The sequence below is a fragment of the Vibrio sp. L85 genome (assembly GCF_963871815.1).
Lineage (GTDB): Bacteria > Pseudomonadota > Gammaproteobacteria > Enterobacterales > Vibrionaceae > Vibrio > Vibrio harveyi.
This window is the reverse complement of the sequence record NZ_CAWMYL010000244.1, coordinates 99832-116576: the sequence shown is the minus strand read 5'-3', so window position 1 is coordinate 116576 and position 16745 is coordinate 99832. Positions and strand designations below refer to the sequence as shown.

The window sequence follows — 16745 nt, the reverse complement described above, 5'->3', positions numbered from 1 at the left end:
TTTCCTTATTGATTGGTCTAAGTGAGACCCAACATTTAGAGTGCGCGGGAACATAAATAATGTCCCTTCCTTTAATCTGTATCATTCGACCACTCACACTAACAAAGCCTATCGCATTGGACACTCTGACTAATAAATGCCGAGAGACGTATGCTTCTATTAATAACTGTGGACTTTGATATTTGAGCGCTTTAAATGTAACTTTTTTCATAGGAATATAAACAAGTCTACGCGGACAAAACTGTTTCGAATCGAGGTGTTTCCTTTATCTCTCTAAAGTTCAATAAATCGAGAGTTTCAGAGAGTGAGAGCGGGTAATAATAGTTGTAACCTTGATGAAAGACCTCAGGATGAAGAAATGCGACTCGTTGAGAGGATGTTTCTACACCTTCTACAATGATCTTCTTGCTATGGAATTTAAGTAAAGGAATCAGCATTCCGATCATGGTCAAGCCATCTTGGTATAGCAAGTAACTCTTATCGAGTTTTATTGCATCCCAATCAATGCATTGCAACGCAGAGGTTTTGAGCTTCTCATCATGATGATAGTCGTCCAACCAGAATTGGTGTCCTTGTTTTTTGAGCTTAACGATGTTTCTTTTGGCAGCGTTGACCTCTTTAATACTTTCTATCTTCGTCACTTCGATGATGATGGGATTTTCAGTATTTTCTATGACTTCATCAACGAAGGATGAATCAAGTAAACAACTAAGAGGTAGGTTGAGTGATATATTTAGGTTAAACTGAGATAAATTTTCATTTAAGAATCTGATTTGACATAGAAAAATCTTTTTTATGAACTCATCGTTGATATATTCAAAAAACTCCTCGCTATTCAACCTCTCCCCACTTGAATTAACTAAATGAGACAGCACTTCATAACCGTGAATCTTATAGTTCTTTGGATCTACGATTGGCTGAAGCTTGAACTCAAGGCTGACAAAATTTTGATTATTCCAGAAAACACTAACAATATTATTGTCAATTGATATTTCTTCTATTTTTATAGTCATCTGTTTTTATTCCTTAGGCAAACGTTTTTATAAAATACTAGATGACAGAATCACGTCAAAGAAATTATTTTAAAGATCCCAATAATATCTTTTTAAGATATTTTGTCAGAATTATGACGCCATCTCTATAGCGTCAGTGAAATCTAATTACCCACTAATATATATAATACTAATATTTTCATCTAACTCTTAATGGGCATGGTTTTTTATGCGGATTTTAATGGTTGGCTTTATTATTAAATAATAAAGCCAATTGCTTGAAGTGATAAAAGTGTCAATAAGTGAGCTTTTAACGAAAGTTTTAAAGGGAGGGAATAGGCGGTGAACTATCTCATTGATAGAAGATCGCTAGCCATATTGTCTCTTGCTCTGGGTCGGTCCAACTTACTCGATGCTTCGTGTGCGCTGGAATGTTGACGTGATCGCCCGCTTCCAAACGCTTCTTCGTGCCGTCCTCATAAGTCAGTTCGCCTACGCCTTTTAGCACCAATACCCACTCATGGTCTTCTTGATCGTACCATTCGCCTTCTGGCGTCGTTTGCCCCTTCGATACAATACGCTCGATTCGGAGCTGTCTGTGTGTGAGTAAATCTTCAAATACCTCTTCACTCAAATCACAAGGTAGGTCTTTTAAAAGGTTCATAATGTTTCCTAAATAACGATCAGGCCAAATGGCGAGAGCAATTGTTCTTGTTGCCAGTCGCAAATCTTAACACCGTATAAAGAGACGCGGCGGATGTCCAAACCCTCTAAATCAACATGGGTCAGGTCGCTTTCTTCTATATTAAAGCTGCCCCATTGTTCAGGGCTGAATTCTCCACGTGATAGATCCGCACCTTTAAAGCTTGCACCCATCAAGTTGGCACCATTCCATCGGTTCTCAAATAGATCGCATTTCTCTAGCAGTGCGCGCTCAAAATTAGTGTAAGCCAAGTTGCAACCCGTAATGTAGGCGATACAAAAGAACACAGTATTGCTGACGCGATTAGCGAAATTAGCACTTTGAAAGTTTGCACCCTTCAAATCGCATTTACGTAACTCAATGCCGACGCAGTCTGCGCCATTAAACTGAGACATCGCTAACATGCAGTTGCTAAAACTGGCATCTTTAAGTTTGGCATAGCGAAAGGTACAGCCTTCAATGTCGCTTGGTTGGATAAAGCGGCAATCAATAAACTTCACATCACTGAGATCGGCGTGGTCAAAGTTGCATTGATAAAAGCGGCAATTTTGAAAAGTGGTGTTTTGCAAATCGTGATGCGAAAAGTCTTCCTGTTGGAAAGTGAGATCGGTCTTAATCATGGCTTTTTATCTTTTCCTTACTTGGTTAGATGCAGACTATCACTCTAAGTAACTGATTTTCCAGAAATATAACTTTTTGTATTTCAGTGGTTTACAGACCCCGAAAATCGCCAATTTAAGCGGTCAAACGGGCTGTTTAAAGTCGATGTTTTGTAAAAATAATCCGAGCATATCGAGAAAAAAGTTTTGTTGAGCACAGAGGCTTACAGAAGAATTGAAATGAGAACTGCGACGTACTCTTCTCACACGCACAGTTTGCATTACAGAATTGTATCCGATTTGCATAATTTGTTGATCAAATTGGCGTTTTTGTATACGGAAAAGCTATATTTTTCACAAATTGATTTCCATCAAAATAGTAGGGTTTCTATATGCTATTTTGCGCGCAGCTCAAGAAAATAGTGATACTCGCGTGCTTCAAGGTTTTGGATTGATAACAGAACCGTCCGAAAAGGAAGAGCATAGCGGAGTACAAAAGAAACAAAGCCCTACAAAAGGAAATAACAATGAAAAAAACAATCTGCAGTTTAGCAGTGGTTGCTGCGTTAGTGTCTCCAAGTGTTTTTGCTCACAGTGAAGGTGACTTCATTCTACGTGTTGGTGCGGCATCGGTTGTACCAAACGACAGCAGTGACAAGATCCTAGGTTCTCAAGAAGAGTTAAAAGTAGATTCAAACACTCAACTGGGTTTGACGTTTGGTTACATGTTTACTGACAACATCAGCCTGGAGATTCTAGCGGCAACACCATTTAGTCACGATATCTCGACTGATCTTCTTGGTCTTGGTGATATCGCAGATACTAAACACCTACCACCAACAGTGATGCTGCAATACTACTTTGGTGATTCGCAAAGCAAGTTCCGCCCATACGTAGGTGCGGGTTTAAACTACACCATGTTCTTTGATGAGGGCTTTAACGGTAAAGCCAAAGATGTAGGTCTTACTGATCTAAAATTGGATGACTCATTTGGCCTGGCTGCCAATGTAGGTGTCGATTACATGATCAATGAAAGCTGGTTCCTAAACGCATCCGCTTGGTATGCAAATATCGAGACTGAAGCGACTTATAAATTTAATGGCGCAGCACAAAAGACTGACGTAAAGATCAACCCTTGGGTATTCATGATCAGCGGTGGTTACAAGTTCTAAGAAAAAGCAGTAGCAAAAGAACAATAAGATTATTGGCATGACTTTTAGGGGCAGTTGCGGGGATTGCCCCTCTTTTTTATCTATTCTTTCTGGTTTTCTTTGCCTTCCCTATACCTCTTCTCTCTCCCCATATGACTACGATAGTGGTGCACTACTTTGGTATTTGTAAACACGTGACCAAAAAGATGAATTTTCTGTTAATTCTCGGTTGCTGAGAAAAGCGCAAAATTACCATAGCTAGGTTTTGAAATTGTTCTGATAAATTCGATTGGAAGTGTTCGGTTAATTATTAATCGAACGCTGAAATAAAAATTACAAAATGAAGCTAAGGACTGGCTGACTAAGGAAAATCACTCATGAAGTGCGAAATTTTCACACGAGTATTTTCCGGTTTTGCTGTCTTTAGCTGAGAAAAATGTCTTTATTTTTCAATCGATAGACAGGAAGAACCTAAAATGAAAGGAACCACACTCATTGCAGTATTTGCTTCGGCAGTCTCGCTGTTCTCATACAGTGAGAAAATAAGTGCGGCAGAGAAATTTATTACTATCGGCACCGGTGGTCAAACGGGCGTTTATTACGTTGCTGGACAGTCGATCTGTCGTTTCGTAAACCGTGGCGCAGCAGACCACAGCATTAAGTGTAATGCTCCGGCCAGTGGGGGTGGCGTGGCAAACGTAAATGGTTTGCGCAGTGGTGAATACAACTTCGGTATCATGCAGTCAGACCATCAATACAAAGCCTTAGAAGGCGTGGCTCCTTTCCAAAATAACCAACCAATGACGGATATTCGTGCCGTTTTCTCCCTACAAAGTGAAGTGTTCACGATTCTTGCGCGCAAAGACGCGGGCATCACCAGTTTCGACGATTTGAAAGGCAAGCGCGTCAACATCGGTAACCCTGGTTCTGGTCAACGCGATACGTTTGAACAAGTGATGCAAGCAAAAGACTGGTCGCAAGATGTGTTCAGTTTGGTATCGGATCTGAAGCCAGCAGAACAAGCTTCCGCAATGAGTGACAATAACATCGATGCGATGAGCTACTTCGTCGGTCACCCAAACGGCGAGATTCAGGAAGCATCAACCACCACCGATGCTGTGCTAGTACCAGTGACTGGTCCTGAAATCGACAAGCTACTTGCTGAGCGTGCGTACTTCACCAAAGCAACTATTCCGGGCGGAATGTACCGTGGCAACCCGAACGATACTCAATCTATCGGCGGTAAAGCGGTACTTTCAACCACAGCAGAGACGGACCCTGAGTTAGTGTATCAACTGACGAAATCTGTGTTCGATAACCTAGACCGCTTCAAACGCCTGCACCCAGCATTTAAAGACCTGAAAGAATCAGAAATGATTGAGGTGGGTCTGTCTGCGCCACTGCATGAAGGTGCGGTTCGCTACTACAAAGAGCGCGGCTGGTTGTAACTCTTAACACCTTCGATTTTTAGCAAGCGCTGCGATGGATTCTCAGCGCTTGCTTCTCTGTTGTTTGTGAGAAAATTATGGATAAGACGATCTCCACGTCCCATGCTGACATGCATCCGAATGAGCTGTCGGCAGAAGAACTGATTGCCCAAGATGTGGGTGCTCGCCTGCCAATCGGAATCATGGAAAAGCTGATTGCGGGTTTGGCGTTACTGTGGTCTTTGTTTCAACTTTGGATAGCGTCTCCGCTCCCATTTATTGTCGGTTTCGGTGTGATGAACGACACCGAAACGCGCGCCATTCACCTTGGTTTTGCCCTGTTGCTTGCCTTCCTCGTTTTCCCTGCTTTTAAGCGTTCTCCACGCGATCGTGTTCCTGTCTTCGACATCATGTTGGGTTTGATTGCTTGTGCCTCTTCGCTGTACTTATTTGTTATGTACGAAGCACTAGCACAACGTCCGGGCAGCTTAACCACTGAAGACTTTATTACCGCATTGATCGGCTTGCCTTTGCTTTTAGAAGCCGCGCGTCGAGTGCTTGGTCCTGCTTTGCCGGTGATTGCGTTGGTGTTTATCGGCTACAGCTTAGCTGGTCCGTATATGCCGGGTTTATTGTCCCATCGCGGTGTTCAGTTGGATGCGCTGGCTAACCACCAGTGGATCACCACGGAGGGTGTGTTTGGTATTGCGCTTGGCGTATCGACCAGCTTTGTCTTCTTGTTTGTTCTGTTTGGTGCGTTATTGGAACGCGCTGGAGCAGGGCACTACTTCATTCAATTGGCATTTAGCATGTTGGGGCACCTGCGTGGTGGTCCTGCAAAAGCAGCCGTCGTTGCTTCGGGCTTAACGGGTTTGATTTCGGGATCGTCGATCGCCAACGTGGTAACCACGGGGACGTTCACTATTCCTATGATGCGCAAAGTTGGCTTCTCTCCTGAGAAAGCGGGAGCAGTCGAAGTGGCATCATCGGTGAACGGGCAAATCATGCCTCCTGTTATGGGAGCCGCAGCGTTTTTGATGGTGGAATACGTCGGCATTCCTTATGTTGAGATCATCAAACATGCCTTCTTACCTGCCGCAATTTCTTACATCGCACTGCTTTATATTGTCCATCTAGAAGCGCTCAAGTTGGGCATGCAGCCAATTGATGCCGCACGCTCAAAACCTTGGCTAGCGAGACTCACGGGATTTGCATTTGGCGCGGCGTTGATTTCTGGATTGTCGATGGCAGTCTACTACGGTTTAGGATGGTTGAAGCCAGTATTGGGTGACTTTGTATTACCTGGGATGGCGTTAATTCTGGCTACGGTTTACTTGGCACTGCTAAAAGTCGCCGCAAGTAATGAGCCGCTACCAGAAGAAGATCCAGATGCTCCACTAGAACAGTTACCAAATACGCGCGCAGTCTTACTCTCTGGCTTGCATTACCTACTGCCTGTGGTGGTTTTGGTGTGGTGTTTGATGGTCGAGCGTTTGTCTCCGGGGTTGTCTGCTTTTTGGGGTAGTGTGATTCTGGTGGTGATCGTTTTGACTCAGCGTCCTCTGTTGAGTTGGATGCGTAAAGATGGCAAACACGATTATGGCAACTTCAAAGACGGCTGTATCGACTTGCGTGAAGGCTTGATTGCTGGTGCGCGCAATATGATCGGCATTGGCATCGCGACCGCCACCGCAGGCGTAATTGTTGGTGCGGTATCGCAAACGGGGGTTGGCTTAGTATTGGCTGATTTGGTTGAGATGCTGTCTATGGGTAACTTGCTGTTAATGCTGATGCTCACGGCGGTATTGAGCCTGATTCTAGGCATGGGCTTGCCAACGACGGCGAACTACATCGTGGTATCGAGCTTGTTGGCGCCTGTTATCGTTACGCTGGGTCAACAACACGGCTTGATAGTGCCGTTGATTGCGGTGCACTTGTTCGTGTTCTACTTCGGCATCATGGCGGACGTAACACCGCCAGTAGGTCTGGCGTCTTTTGCTGCAGCTGCGGTGTCGAAAGGCGATCCGATCAAGACGGGCTTAACCGCGTTTTACTACAGTTTAAGAACCGCGGCTTTGCCGTTCTTGTTTATCTTCAATACGGATTTGTTGTTGATTGACGTGGATTGGGCGCACGGTATCGCCATCTTTGTTATCTCTACTATTGCGATGTTGATATTCGCTGCTGCGACGCAAGGTTGGTTCCTGACTCGTAATCGTTGGTACGAAGGCGTGTTGTTGTTGCTCGTAGCATTTACCTTGTTCCGTCCAGGGTTCTGGATCGACATGGTGGTGGATCCGTACCAATCGAGCAATCCTGCCCAACTGGCACAAACGCTTGAATCGCTTGAAGAGGGTGGTGTACTCAGAATGCGAATCAGCGGTGAAGATGCGGTAGGTAAGATGCGTGAATTCTCGGTGCTGCTTTCGGTTCCTGAAGGGGAAACCGGACAAGATAAGCTGGACGCACTTGGCATAGCGACTTATCAGCAAGATGAACAAACTCTGATTGATATCGTTAGTTTTGCTAGCCCAGCAGAGGCGGCAGGATTGCAGTTCGACCAACAGATTGTCGATGTGCGTGTGCCAGTTGAGCGTTATCGCAAAGAGTGGATGTGGATTCCAGCAATGTTCTTGTTTGGTGTTGTGATTTGGCTACAACGTCGACGTGTGGCAATACAGAACGACACAGCATGTTGATAGTTAAAGAAAAATAACCTAACAGCCCCGTTGGAGCCAAGACTGACGGGGCTTTTTTCTGTCTGAAATATTCATCATTTCTATTTTCAATGTCGCGAAATTATTAGCGCATTCTATACTTTATGTTTGATTACTTTGCGCATCATTTGAACAAATGATCAACGCTCAAAATCGGATCTTAACCTTTCAGATCATCTTGTTGTTCGAAAGCGGAAAAATCCTACACTGATCACATAATTGAACACTTGGACAATATAAATGAGCGACGATATCGCGAAGAAATCCTCTTCGAAATCTAAAATGACCAAAATCCTTTTCCTACTCGTTTGTGCAATCGCCTTTGGTGCGATGTACTGGTCTTGGCAATATTCCGATAGTCACCCGAGTACGGAAGATGCGTATGTAAGAGCTAAAATCCTATCTGTCGCTCCACAGGTTCAGGGTCAGGTGGTATCAGTAGAAGCGAAAGATTTCCAAGTCATCAACAAAGGTGACTTACTGCTTAAGATTGATTCTCGCCCTTACTTATTGGCAGTGAAACAAGCGAAAGCCGCTTATCAGTTGGCCGTTCAACAACACGATGTGGCAGACAAACAAGTGACCGAAGCCGTGGCTGGTTTGGATGCGGCGCGTTCTAACTTGACTGAAGCGCAAGTGGAGTACAAACGTACCGATTCTCTTGTGAAACGTAAGTTAGCGTCTGACCAAGACCTTGATACGGCGAAAAACAAACTCGCTAACGCGCAAGCTGGTCTAGAGCAAGCGCGAGCAACAGTTGAAAAAGCAATCGCAAACCGTGGTGAAGAAGGTGCAGAAGCGGCGGTTGTTCAACAAGCAGCAGCGCAACTTGCACAAGCTGAATTGAACCTGAGCTACACCGACATCACTTCTCCAGTCGATGGCATTGCAGGTGAAATCAACACTCATACGGGTTCGGTAGTAAGCATCGGTCAAACACTATTCCCTGTGATCATCAAAGACAGCTACTGGGTGCGCGCGAATTTCAAAGAGACTGACTTAACTTACATCAAAGCAGGTATGCACGCTGAAGTCGTGATCGACATGTACCCAGACGTGGTTTGGGATGCAAAAGTGGAGCAGTTATCGCCTGCAAGTGGTACCTCTTTCTCACTGATGCCACCAGAAAACGCAACCGGAAACTGGGTAAAAATCAAACAACGCTTCCCTGTGCGTTTAACTTTAGAGGTACCTGAAGGTGCGCCACAGTTGCGTGTGGGTGCGAGTTCTGAAGTCACTGTTGATCTAAAAAGTAACGCACAATGAGTAACGAAATTACGGCAGATAAACGGGGTATCGCCACCGTCGCCGTGATGCTTTCTGCCATCATGGTGCTGATAGATATGACCGTTGCCAACGTGTCGCTTTCGCACATGATGGGCGCACTAGGCGCAACGGCAGACCAAATCACTTGGGTGCTGACTGGCTACAGCATGGCAGAAGCGATCTTCATTCCGATGACCAGTTTTTGGGTATCGCGCTTTGGTGAACGCAAAGTCATGCTGGTGGCGGTGATTGGTTTTGTCATTGCGAGTGCCTTCTGTGGACAAGCCAGCTCGCTCGAAGAGATGGTGGTATTTCGTATCATTCAAGGTGCGTTTGGTGCTTCGGTTATTCCATTGGCGCAATCCACATTGGTTCAGATTTACCCTTCTGAGCAAAAAGGCAAGGCGATGGCGATCTTCTCTATCGGTATCTTGCTAGGTCCTATCTTAGGTCCGGTGGTGGGCGGTGTGATTACCGATAACATCAACTGGCGTTGGATTTTCTACGTTAACTTACCATTTGGCTTGGTGTGTACCGCGCTGATCTATCGCTACATCCACATCAGCAACAAGTCGAAACCAAACTTCGACTGGTGGATCATTGGCTATATGGCGCTCGGTGTTGGTGCGTTGCAGTTCGTGCTCGATAAAGGGAACGATGAAGACTGGTTTAACTCACGCATCATTCAAACCGCTGCACTGCTAGCGATAATGGGCTTAGTCATGTGGATCTACCGCAGCTGGAAGACTAAGAGTCCAATAGCGCCGCTGTGGCTCCTCAAAGACAGAAACCTCATGGTCTCGTCTTTGATGATAGCGGTCGTTTCGATGGCGATGTTTGGCTTGACCACTCAACAGCCTATGCTGCTTGAGAGCTTGTTGAACTATCCAGTATCGACCACAGGTATGTTGATGGCACCACGAGGGTTAGCGTCCGCCTGTATGTTAATTTTGGTCATCATCATCAACCCGCAATTTGATCCAAGGTTGAAGATTGTATTCGGTTTAACCTGTATTGGAATTGGCAGTTATTTTATGACCCTATACTCGACAGAAATTGACACTTTCTGGATCGTGATGCCAAGTATGATTCAAGGTATGGGCTTAGGTTTGACTTTCTCGACTTTGTCGACGCTGGCTTACATGACGCTACCAAAAGAACAGTCAGTAGCAGGGGCGAGTATTTTTAACTTGTTCCGAACCATTGGTAGCTCATTTGGTATTTCCATCGCTACCACATATCAGTACCGTGATGGACAACAGCAATGGCACGCTTTGGGTGAAGGTTTCAATCCTTACAATCCTGTGTTGCATGATTGGGCTGCTAAGCAAGGATTGTCGATTACTGATCCTGCTGCATTGGAGCAGTACCAAAGCATGCTCCATCAGCAATCGCAAATGGTCGCGTTTGTGCACACCTTCCAGTTGGTCGGAGTGATGTTCGTGATCATGATGCCGATGCTGGTATTTATCCGTTCAAAGTAAACCTCTAAACATAAACTAAAGCGCCCTTAACTCAGCCAGTTAAGGGCGCTTTTTTACATCTGACTCTTAGGGGCTTAGGAGTTGATATCGGACAATCAACCGAAGGTGACTTCACTGAAATGCGGATTGTCTTTGAGTGCTTTCATCGCGACTAACTGTTCGGTTGGAAACGAAATGCGTTCACCTTCAATATCCAAAAATAAGCATTCTTGGCGTTCCATATCATAACCAGTATCGAACGCGCTACCTTGGTGCTTCTCACCGTTCTTGAGCGTAATTTCTACGGGTAGCTTAAACATACAGGCGATTTCAATAAAATCGTATTGGCTGCAGGTCACCATAATTTTTCTCCTTTGCTGTTCTTTATCAAGACCGACTAAGAACAGGAATCCTTCTCTGAAACCTAATCTTCATCTTACGCCCTATTTTGGTCATGAAAAAGACACACAAGCAGGCTTAACTAAAACCATAGTTTAGTGAACAAGACGTAGATAGGACATGTCTGAAACGACACTTAAAAACACGTACTTGGCTCGTGAGCGCGCAACGCAATCACTGATTACTCCTCATACTTACTACGCGCAGTTGGCGCATCGCATCAACCACTCAGCTCAATTTGAAAATGGACGCGTCAAAGATAAGATGCCAAACGTGCCAAGCCCTCAGTCATTTTGGCAAGTGTGTTGGGCTTACATGGGCGGGCGTTCGCCGCTCAGTCCTGATAAGCAACTGCCTTATTCAGCGATAGAGCCCACGCGGTTTTTAGAGCGACAACAAGCGATGCGAGTCACTTGGCTGGGGCATTCCACTTTGATGATTGAGACCGATGGTGTGCGCATCCTGACTGACCCTGTGTTCGACTACGCGTCGCCGTTGATTGCGAAGGCGTGGTTTGAGCGCAATATTCCCAATACATCAGTTCGCGACAGCTTGCCGACTCCCGATGTCATCCTGATCTCTCATGATCATTACGATCACCTCGAAGCGTCGACTATACGTTATTACTCTGATAGATCTGTAACATTTTACGTGCCACTAGGTGTCGGTAAGCATTTGATTCGTTGGGGCGTTAGACCGGACAACGTAGTGGAATTCGATTGGTGGGAGAGCGTTCAGTACGCCAACGTCGAGTTGATTTGCACGCCCGCTAACCATAATTCAGGTAGAACTTATCTGGATAAGAATGCCACTTTGTGGGCGTCTTGGGTGGTGAAAGGACAACAAGAGACGCTTTATTTCAGCGGGGACACTGCTTACGACAATCACTTTGTACAAATCGCTCAGCGCTGCGGACCGATAGACATTGCTTGTCTGGAAGTCGCGGCAGATGTGAAAGGCAATCAAGGTTATCCGGTAGAGAATTGGGGGCACATGCAAGCCCATCACACAGTGCAAGCTTTTAAAGATCTGCAAGCAAAGAAGCTGTTGCCAGTACACTGGGCAACGTATGAGTTGTTTACTCATAAATGGGATGAGCCGATTGACGATTTGATAGCACATTGCCAAGTGGATCACATTGAGTTACTTACCCCTATGGCAGGCGAGAGTTTTTATGTCGCGCAACAATATAAAAACAACGCATGGTGGCAGGTGGAAAAATTATGTGAGCAAGCTAGAAAAATAAGGGTATAATATGACGACGCTTCAATAATATCCCTACCAATTTAACCAACTTTCTTGGTCCTTATAACAAGCTTTTTACTGGTCATCGAATCAATAAATTACCAGCAAGTCACCGTTTTTCTGTGATCTCTCACGTGACTAATTTTCTAAGTGCAACTTTTTGATACTCACCACCTAAAAATTCAATCTTTAAAAAGAAAACTTTTACTAAAAAACTAGGTGAACTTAATTTTACGCATCAAAACAATTATACTCATCGCATACTGATAAGGCTTGCAATAACTGGTTAAAGCTTAATCTTGGTGGGTAAAAATTGATCGGTTAATGCTTGGTAAAAAGTCTCATCATTGAAACATATTTAATAGATAGAAATTGCTGGAAATATTTGGAACCGACATCACAAGAGTAGGGATTTCTTGAATATATCATCAGGGATGCTGACAAAAATAAAATAGGCATTGTTCGATGAATAATTCTGCAACGTATTTACTTGCTGCTTTGCGAGAAAAAATTAAAGAGAAGGGTATTTGTTATTCTGACCTCTCTATTGGAATGGGAATTCCTCTATCAACGATTAAAAGGCAGTTGCATAACACGTCTTTAGGGTTGGATAAAATACTCTCGTATGCCACTCATTTAGATACCGACTTAGTCGAATTGTCCATGCGTGGTAAACAGCTGCAACAAGAAAACGAGCAATTTATCACCGACACTAACAGTGAAATATTTCACCAGTATCCGTACCTATTTGATTTTTTGTATTTATTACGTCGGAAGGAATGGTCTCCGCAAGATATTGCGAGCAAATACCAATTGACCCATACCTCGATCACGCTTTATTTCCGCGCGTTGGAAATGATGGATTACATCGAGCTAAAAGGTGATGACCAATACCGTTTTAAAGACCAAGGTCGCTTTATTTTCGAAGAAGGTTCTAAGCTCGATACTTTGTTTGCTAAGCGCTTTCGAGATGAAGTGTTTAGCCATGATGTGAGACCACCGATTTGCATGGGACGCATTGCTATCACTGAAGAACAGGAAGAGAAACTGGCGAACGAGGTGTACAACAAACTGATAGAATTTGATGTGCAAAACAAGAGCGGTGAAGGCAGTAAGCGACTCCGAAACGTCTTGATGACTTACACTCCGGGCAATCAGATATTCCTTTCGGATACGATTCCGAATATTGACGGTGAATTATTAAAAGCCATCTCAATGGCGAATGAAAAATAGTGACTATTTAATCATAAAATAAAGAATTTATATTAAGTGGATGTGTTTGATAATGAATGCATCAAAGACCCACTATTATCCAAAATTAATGACCTGTTATACCCAAGTAACCTCGAGATGCTAGGTTCAGCGAGAATGACTTGGTTTGTAGACGCGGCGACGATTTAAAGATCTAGTCACTCTAAATCAAGAATCGGCAACAAAGTATACAAGCCAAGACAACTCGCCCTTCGGGAGCGTGTCATTGCCTCGATTTCTGCGTCAAACAACTTGGAAAGAGCTGGCTATTACGCGGTGTTGTTTTCCTTGAACTCGAATCAATGACAACGCTCTGAATCCTGCATCTTGAAGTCACTTGGGTATATTTAAATAGGTCAAACGAAGAAGAGACAAATTAACCGATCTCTTCTCAAATCCAAAAGTGAAATAAATAAGGCTGAATCTTCATCATCGAAACTCGGCAGGGCATGTCTCGACCTTTTTTCGCCTGATCAGGAGCAAAAGCCAATAAATGAGGGATATAACATGCACTTTAAGACTTCTTTATGTGCGATTGCTGTCGGGGTTGCTCTAACACTAAGTGGATGCAACAGTAGTGATAATGACTCTAACGTGGATGCGCCATTGAAAGCGGCTGAATTCCATAACACCATCAACCGTGCAGGTGTGCCAGTGGCACTGCGCGATTTGCATGGTGGTCACCTTCGCTACATTCCTATGTTTGATAACGGTTCGTGGCATGGTCACACGCTAGACACCAAAGGTGGTGAGATCACGTTAGGTGGTACCGCGTTGCTAACCGAAGAGTATGTGTCATTCATGGCGGCGCGTTTCGACCGTTTGGCGTTAACGGTTGATGGTAAACCGATGCCGCTTAAGCTGACAGAAGCATACTCACAGCCAGGCGCGCTGATCCAAACATACACGGGTGACGATGGCGTCGAAGCGAAGCTGGAAATGCGCTTTGTCACCGACCGTACTTCTTTGGTGAAAACGACAATCAAAAACCCAAATAAACTGGCTATTCAAGGCGAATGGGATGGCGAGTTAATGCAAGATTATCGCGCGGATGATGGTCAGCTATACAAGAACGATGACAGCACAGTTCGCAGCGTTGAAGAAGCTTACCCTACCTATTCTCGTGCTATCACAGCCACCGATAACGGTGTAGAAGTATCTTTTGGTGCAGTTCGTGACTCATGGTCTCTACTGACTTCGGGTGATTCGAAATTCGAAGTGACACGCTCTATCAAGCCAGAAACCTCAACCATCAGTGATGACAAAAAAGGTTTTGTACAAACCGCGTCTTTAGGTAACGGCGAAGAAATCACACTGTACACGGCTTACACTCACGTGCAAAACACCAAAGAGCAAGCTTCTGAGTTTGCTAAATTGGACGATGTGATGGCAGACCCGAACGGTTACATGCACAAATCGGCAATGCGCTGGGAAGAATACCTAGAAAAAGGTCTAACGAATGACGCGGCTTCTAAAGAGCATGAATTCGTTGCAGTAAAAGCGATGGAAACGCTCAGTGCGAACTGGCGTGGTGCTGCTGGCGCGATTGACCACGACACCGTAACGCCTTCTGTTACCGCGCCGTACTTCTCTGGCAACATGACTTGGCCGTGGGATACGTGGAAACAAGCGTACGCGATGTCTCATTTCAACCCAGACGTTGCGATGGAAAACATTCGCACGGTATTCCAATACCAAGTTAAGTCTGACGACCCTGTGCGTCCATGGGATGAAGGCTACTTGCTTGATGTGGTGACATACAACTTACCGGCTGAACGTTGGCAAGGTATGTCTGCGGAATACAAAAAAGTCTTCCCACTGGCAACAGACGGTTTGAACTGGAACGAACGTAACACCAAACCATCTCTTGCGGCATGGGCAGTATGGGAAGTGTATACCGCACTAAAAGACGAACATAATCGTCCGGAAGAAGCGAAACAGTGGTTAGAAGAGATGTATCCGAAGCTCGTTGCATTCCACGATTGGTGGTTACGTGCTCGCGATACCAACAAGAACGGCATTCCGGAATACGGTGCAGCGAAAGACCCAATTCATACCGTATTTGAAGATGACGTGAATGATGGATCTTGGGGACCAGATGCGTCTGTAGACGACATGAAATTCCAGTACAAAGACGAAGCAAATGGTGACAAGTGGATCAAAGAGACTGGCATCGAAAAATACAATGAGTTGCTGACTTCTGGTGATTACACGGCGATGAGCATTCCGGCAAAAGTGGCTGCTGGTTGGGAATCAGGGCGCGATAACGCGGGTGTGTTTGGTTTTATCGATACCATCGATGACTTGCAAGGTAAGTCTGATCTACCAACGCAAGAAGAAGCAGAAGTGATTGACCAAATGGGTCGCTACGCTCACAACACCAATGGTTTCGACAACACGTACGATATGGTGATGGGTGCACAAGGCTCGGAGATCACTTACCGCGATACTTCAGCTGCGAACATGGACAAACTGGCTCAGGCGAAGAAAGACTGGGAAGTGAAGTTCAACGAGAACACCAATGACGAGAACAAGTTGTCAGGTTACTCGCTCATGCAAGAGTCGGTAGACCAAGCCTCTTACTGGTACTCAGATAACCTGTACCTATCGCAAATTGCAGAGGTTCTGGGTAAAGCGGAGAAAGCTGCTGAGTTTAAAGCGAAAGCGGATGACACCAAAGAGTACATCAACCGTTGTATGTTCGATGAAGCGACAGGATTCTACTACGATATCGAAGTGGTACCTGGAGGTTTGAGTAACCAATGTGCGGGTCCAGCTCTAGTCAAACGCGGCATGGGTCCTGAAGGTTGGTCACCATTGTTCAACAACGCGGCGACACAAGAGCATGCTGATAAAGTGGTGAAGAACATGCTTGATACCAGCAAGTTTAACTCGCCGAAGATCCCGTTAGGTACCGCATCAATGGATAACCCAGCTTACGGTCCAGACATTTACTGGCGTGGTCGTGTGTGGCTCGATCAGTTCTACTTCGGTGTTCGTGGTATGGACAACTACGGCTACGGCGTGGAAGCTCGTCAAATGGTCGATAAGTTATTCAAGAACGCTCAAGGTCTAACGGAAGCAACGCCAATTCAGGAAAACTACAACCCAGAAACTGGTGCAGTACAAGGTGCAAATAACTTCTCATGGAGTGCTGCCCACCTCTACATGTTGTACAACGGTTTTGTGGGCAAATAAGTTTTGCGCCCCTGACAACGTAAAGCATTAAGCGTTGTAGATGACCCCCCTAGCATCTACAACCGCTTAACCCCTTCAAATTAGGCTCAATAAGATCAAACCGGACAGTGAAAGCTGTCCGGTTTTTGTAGAGCTAAAACACTAATTTTCCGCTGTTTTTGAAAAGTTGTTTGCCATAGAAATTGCGCTACAGAGAGATTTTTCTTTAAATATTGGTAAGTTAGTTGTCCGCATTTCATTCTGTCGATTTGCAATAGATAACATTTATAAAATGATCGTTTAACCATGCTGTAACAATGCATATGCTGCAAGTATTAGTGAGGTCATTTACATT

General features: G+C 44.8%; 12 protein-coding genes. 8 read left to right on the top strand and 4 right to left on the bottom strand.

Translation table 11 applies throughout. The annotated features are described in order from the left end of the window. Window positions 1-227 precede the first annotated feature (227 nt). The 3 genes from AACR11_RS24730 to AACR11_RS24720 form a co-directional block, all read right to left on the bottom strand. Window positions 228-1013 carry an EAL domain-containing protein gene (locus AACR11_RS24730; RefSeq protein ID WP_017818362.1) on the bottom strand — a complete coding sequence of 262 codons (786 nt, stop codon included), beginning with the start codon at window positions 1011-1013 and terminating at the stop codon, window positions 228-230. Between the two features lie 331 nt (window positions 1014-1344). Beyond that, window positions 1345-1656, bottom strand: coding sequence for a cupin domain-containing protein (locus AACR11_RS24725; protein WP_005447308.1), 312 nt, complete (start codon window positions 1654-1656; stop codon window positions 1345-1347). Window positions 1657-1664: 8 nt separating this feature from the next. Next, entirely contained in the window at window positions 1665-2315 is a 651-nt protein-coding gene (locus tag AACR11_RS24720) for a Qnr family pentapeptide repeat protein (RefSeq protein WP_050932267.1), read from the bottom strand. Between the two features lie 506 nt (window positions 2316-2821). Here AACR11_RS24720 and ompW point away from each other — a divergent pair. From ompW to AACR11_RS24695, 5 genes are all read left to right on the top strand, one after another. Next, window positions 2822-3466, top strand: a complete 645-nt coding sequence (gene ompW / locus AACR11_RS24715; protein ID WP_005447312.1) for an outer membrane protein OmpW — start codon at window positions 2822-2824, stop codon at window positions 3464-3466. A gap of 455 nt (window positions 3467-3921) precedes the next feature. After that, window positions 3922-4893 (top strand): TAXI family TRAP transporter solute-binding subunit, encoded by a 972-nt coding sequence (locus AACR11_RS24710; protein ID WP_079325177.1) that lies wholly within the window; start codon window positions 3922-3924, stop codon window positions 4891-4893. 77 nt (window positions 4894-4970) lie between these two features. Continuing rightward, complete coding sequence (locus AACR11_RS24705) at window positions 4971-7571, top strand: TRAP transporter permease (protein WP_223295774.1); 2601 nt, start codon at window positions 4971-4973, stop codon at window positions 7569-7571. 258 nt (window positions 7572-7829) lie between these two features. After that, window positions 7830-8855 (top strand): HlyD family secretion protein, encoded by a 1026-nt coding sequence (locus AACR11_RS24700; protein ID WP_079325173.1) that lies wholly within the window; start codon window positions 7830-7832, stop codon window positions 8853-8855. Continuing rightward, a complete protein-coding gene (locus tag AACR11_RS24695) occupies window positions 8852-10339 on the top strand; it encodes an MDR family MFS transporter (protein ID WP_009695971.1) in 1488 nt (495 codons plus the stop codon). Before AACR11_RS24700 ends, AACR11_RS24695 begins: the two co-directional genes overlap by 4 nt. A gap of 95 nt (window positions 10340-10434) precedes the next feature. Here the strand turns inward: AACR11_RS24695 and AACR11_RS24690 are convergent, their stop codons facing one another. Further along, window positions 10435-10680, bottom strand: a complete 246-nt coding sequence (locus AACR11_RS24690; protein ID WP_009695972.1) for a Rho-binding antiterminator — start codon at window positions 10678-10680, stop codon at window positions 10435-10437. 157 nt (window positions 10681-10837) lie between these two features. On the opposite strand from AACR11_RS24690, the gene AACR11_RS24685 reads away from it, so the two are divergent. The 3 genes from AACR11_RS24685 (at window position 10838) to ygjK (ending at window position 16411) form a co-directional block, all read left to right on the top strand. Continuing rightward, a complete protein-coding gene (locus tag AACR11_RS24685) occupies window positions 10838-11971 on the top strand; it encodes an MBL fold metallo-hydrolase (RefSeq protein WP_079325171.1) in 1134 nt (377 codons plus the stop codon). A 456-nt stretch (window positions 11972-12427) separates the two neighbouring features. Continuing rightward, window positions 12428-13195: a hypothetical protein gene (locus tag AACR11_RS24680; RefSeq protein ID WP_005447325.1), complete on the top strand. Its 768-nt coding sequence runs from the start codon at window positions 12428-12430 to the stop codon at window positions 13193-13195. Between the two features lie 525 nt (window positions 13196-13720). Continuing rightward, entirely contained in the window at window positions 13721-16411 is a 2691-nt protein-coding gene (gene ygjK, locus AACR11_RS24675) for an alpha-glucosidase (RefSeq protein ID WP_009695975.1), read from the top strand. Window positions 16412-16745 lie beyond the last annotated feature (334 nt).

Excerpts from the sequence above, each read along its gene's own strand:
- AACR11_RS24705 (WP_223295774.1), top strand. The coding sequence starts at position 4,971 with ATGGATAAGACGATCTCCACGTCCCATGCTGACATGCATCCGAATGAG.
- AACR11_RS24680 (WP_005447325.1), top strand. The coding sequence starts at position 12,428 with ATGAATAATTCTGCAACGTATTTACTTGCTGCTTTGCGAGAAAAAATT.
- AACR11_RS24725 (WP_005447308.1), bottom strand. The coding sequence starts at position 1,656 with ATGAACCTTTTAAAAGACCTACCTTGTGATTTGAGTGAAGAGGTATTT.
- AACR11_RS24730 (WP_017818362.1), bottom strand. The coding sequence starts at position 1,013 with ATGACTATAAAAATAGAAGAAATATCAATTGACAATAATATTGTTAGT.
- AACR11_RS24720 (WP_050932267.1), bottom strand. The coding sequence starts at position 2,315 with ATGATTAAGACCGATCTCACTTTCCAACAGGAAGACTTTTCGCATCAC.
- ygjK (WP_009695975.1), top strand. The coding sequence starts at position 13,721 with ATGCACTTTAAGACTTCTTTATGTGCGATTGCTGTCGGGGTTGCTCTA.
- AACR11_RS24710 (WP_079325177.1), top strand. The coding sequence starts at position 3,922 with ATGAAAGGAACCACACTCATTGCAGTATTTGCTTCGGCAGTCTCGCTG.
- AACR11_RS24690 (WP_009695972.1), bottom strand. The coding sequence starts at position 10,680 with ATGGTGACCTGCAGCCAATACGATTTTATTGAAATCGCCTGTATGTTT.
- ompW (WP_005447312.1), top strand. The coding sequence starts at position 2,822 with ATGAAAAAAACAATCTGCAGTTTAGCAGTGGTTGCTGCGTTAGTGTCT.
- AACR11_RS24685 (WP_079325171.1), top strand. The coding sequence starts at position 10,838 with ATGTCTGAAACGACACTTAAAAACACGTACTTGGCTCGTGAGCGCGCA.
- AACR11_RS24700 (WP_079325173.1), top strand. The coding sequence starts at position 7,830 with ATGAGCGACGATATCGCGAAGAAATCCTCTTCGAAATCTAAAATGACC.
- AACR11_RS24695 (WP_009695971.1), top strand. The coding sequence starts at position 8,852 with ATGAGTAACGAAATTACGGCAGATAAACGGGGTATCGCCACCGTCGCC.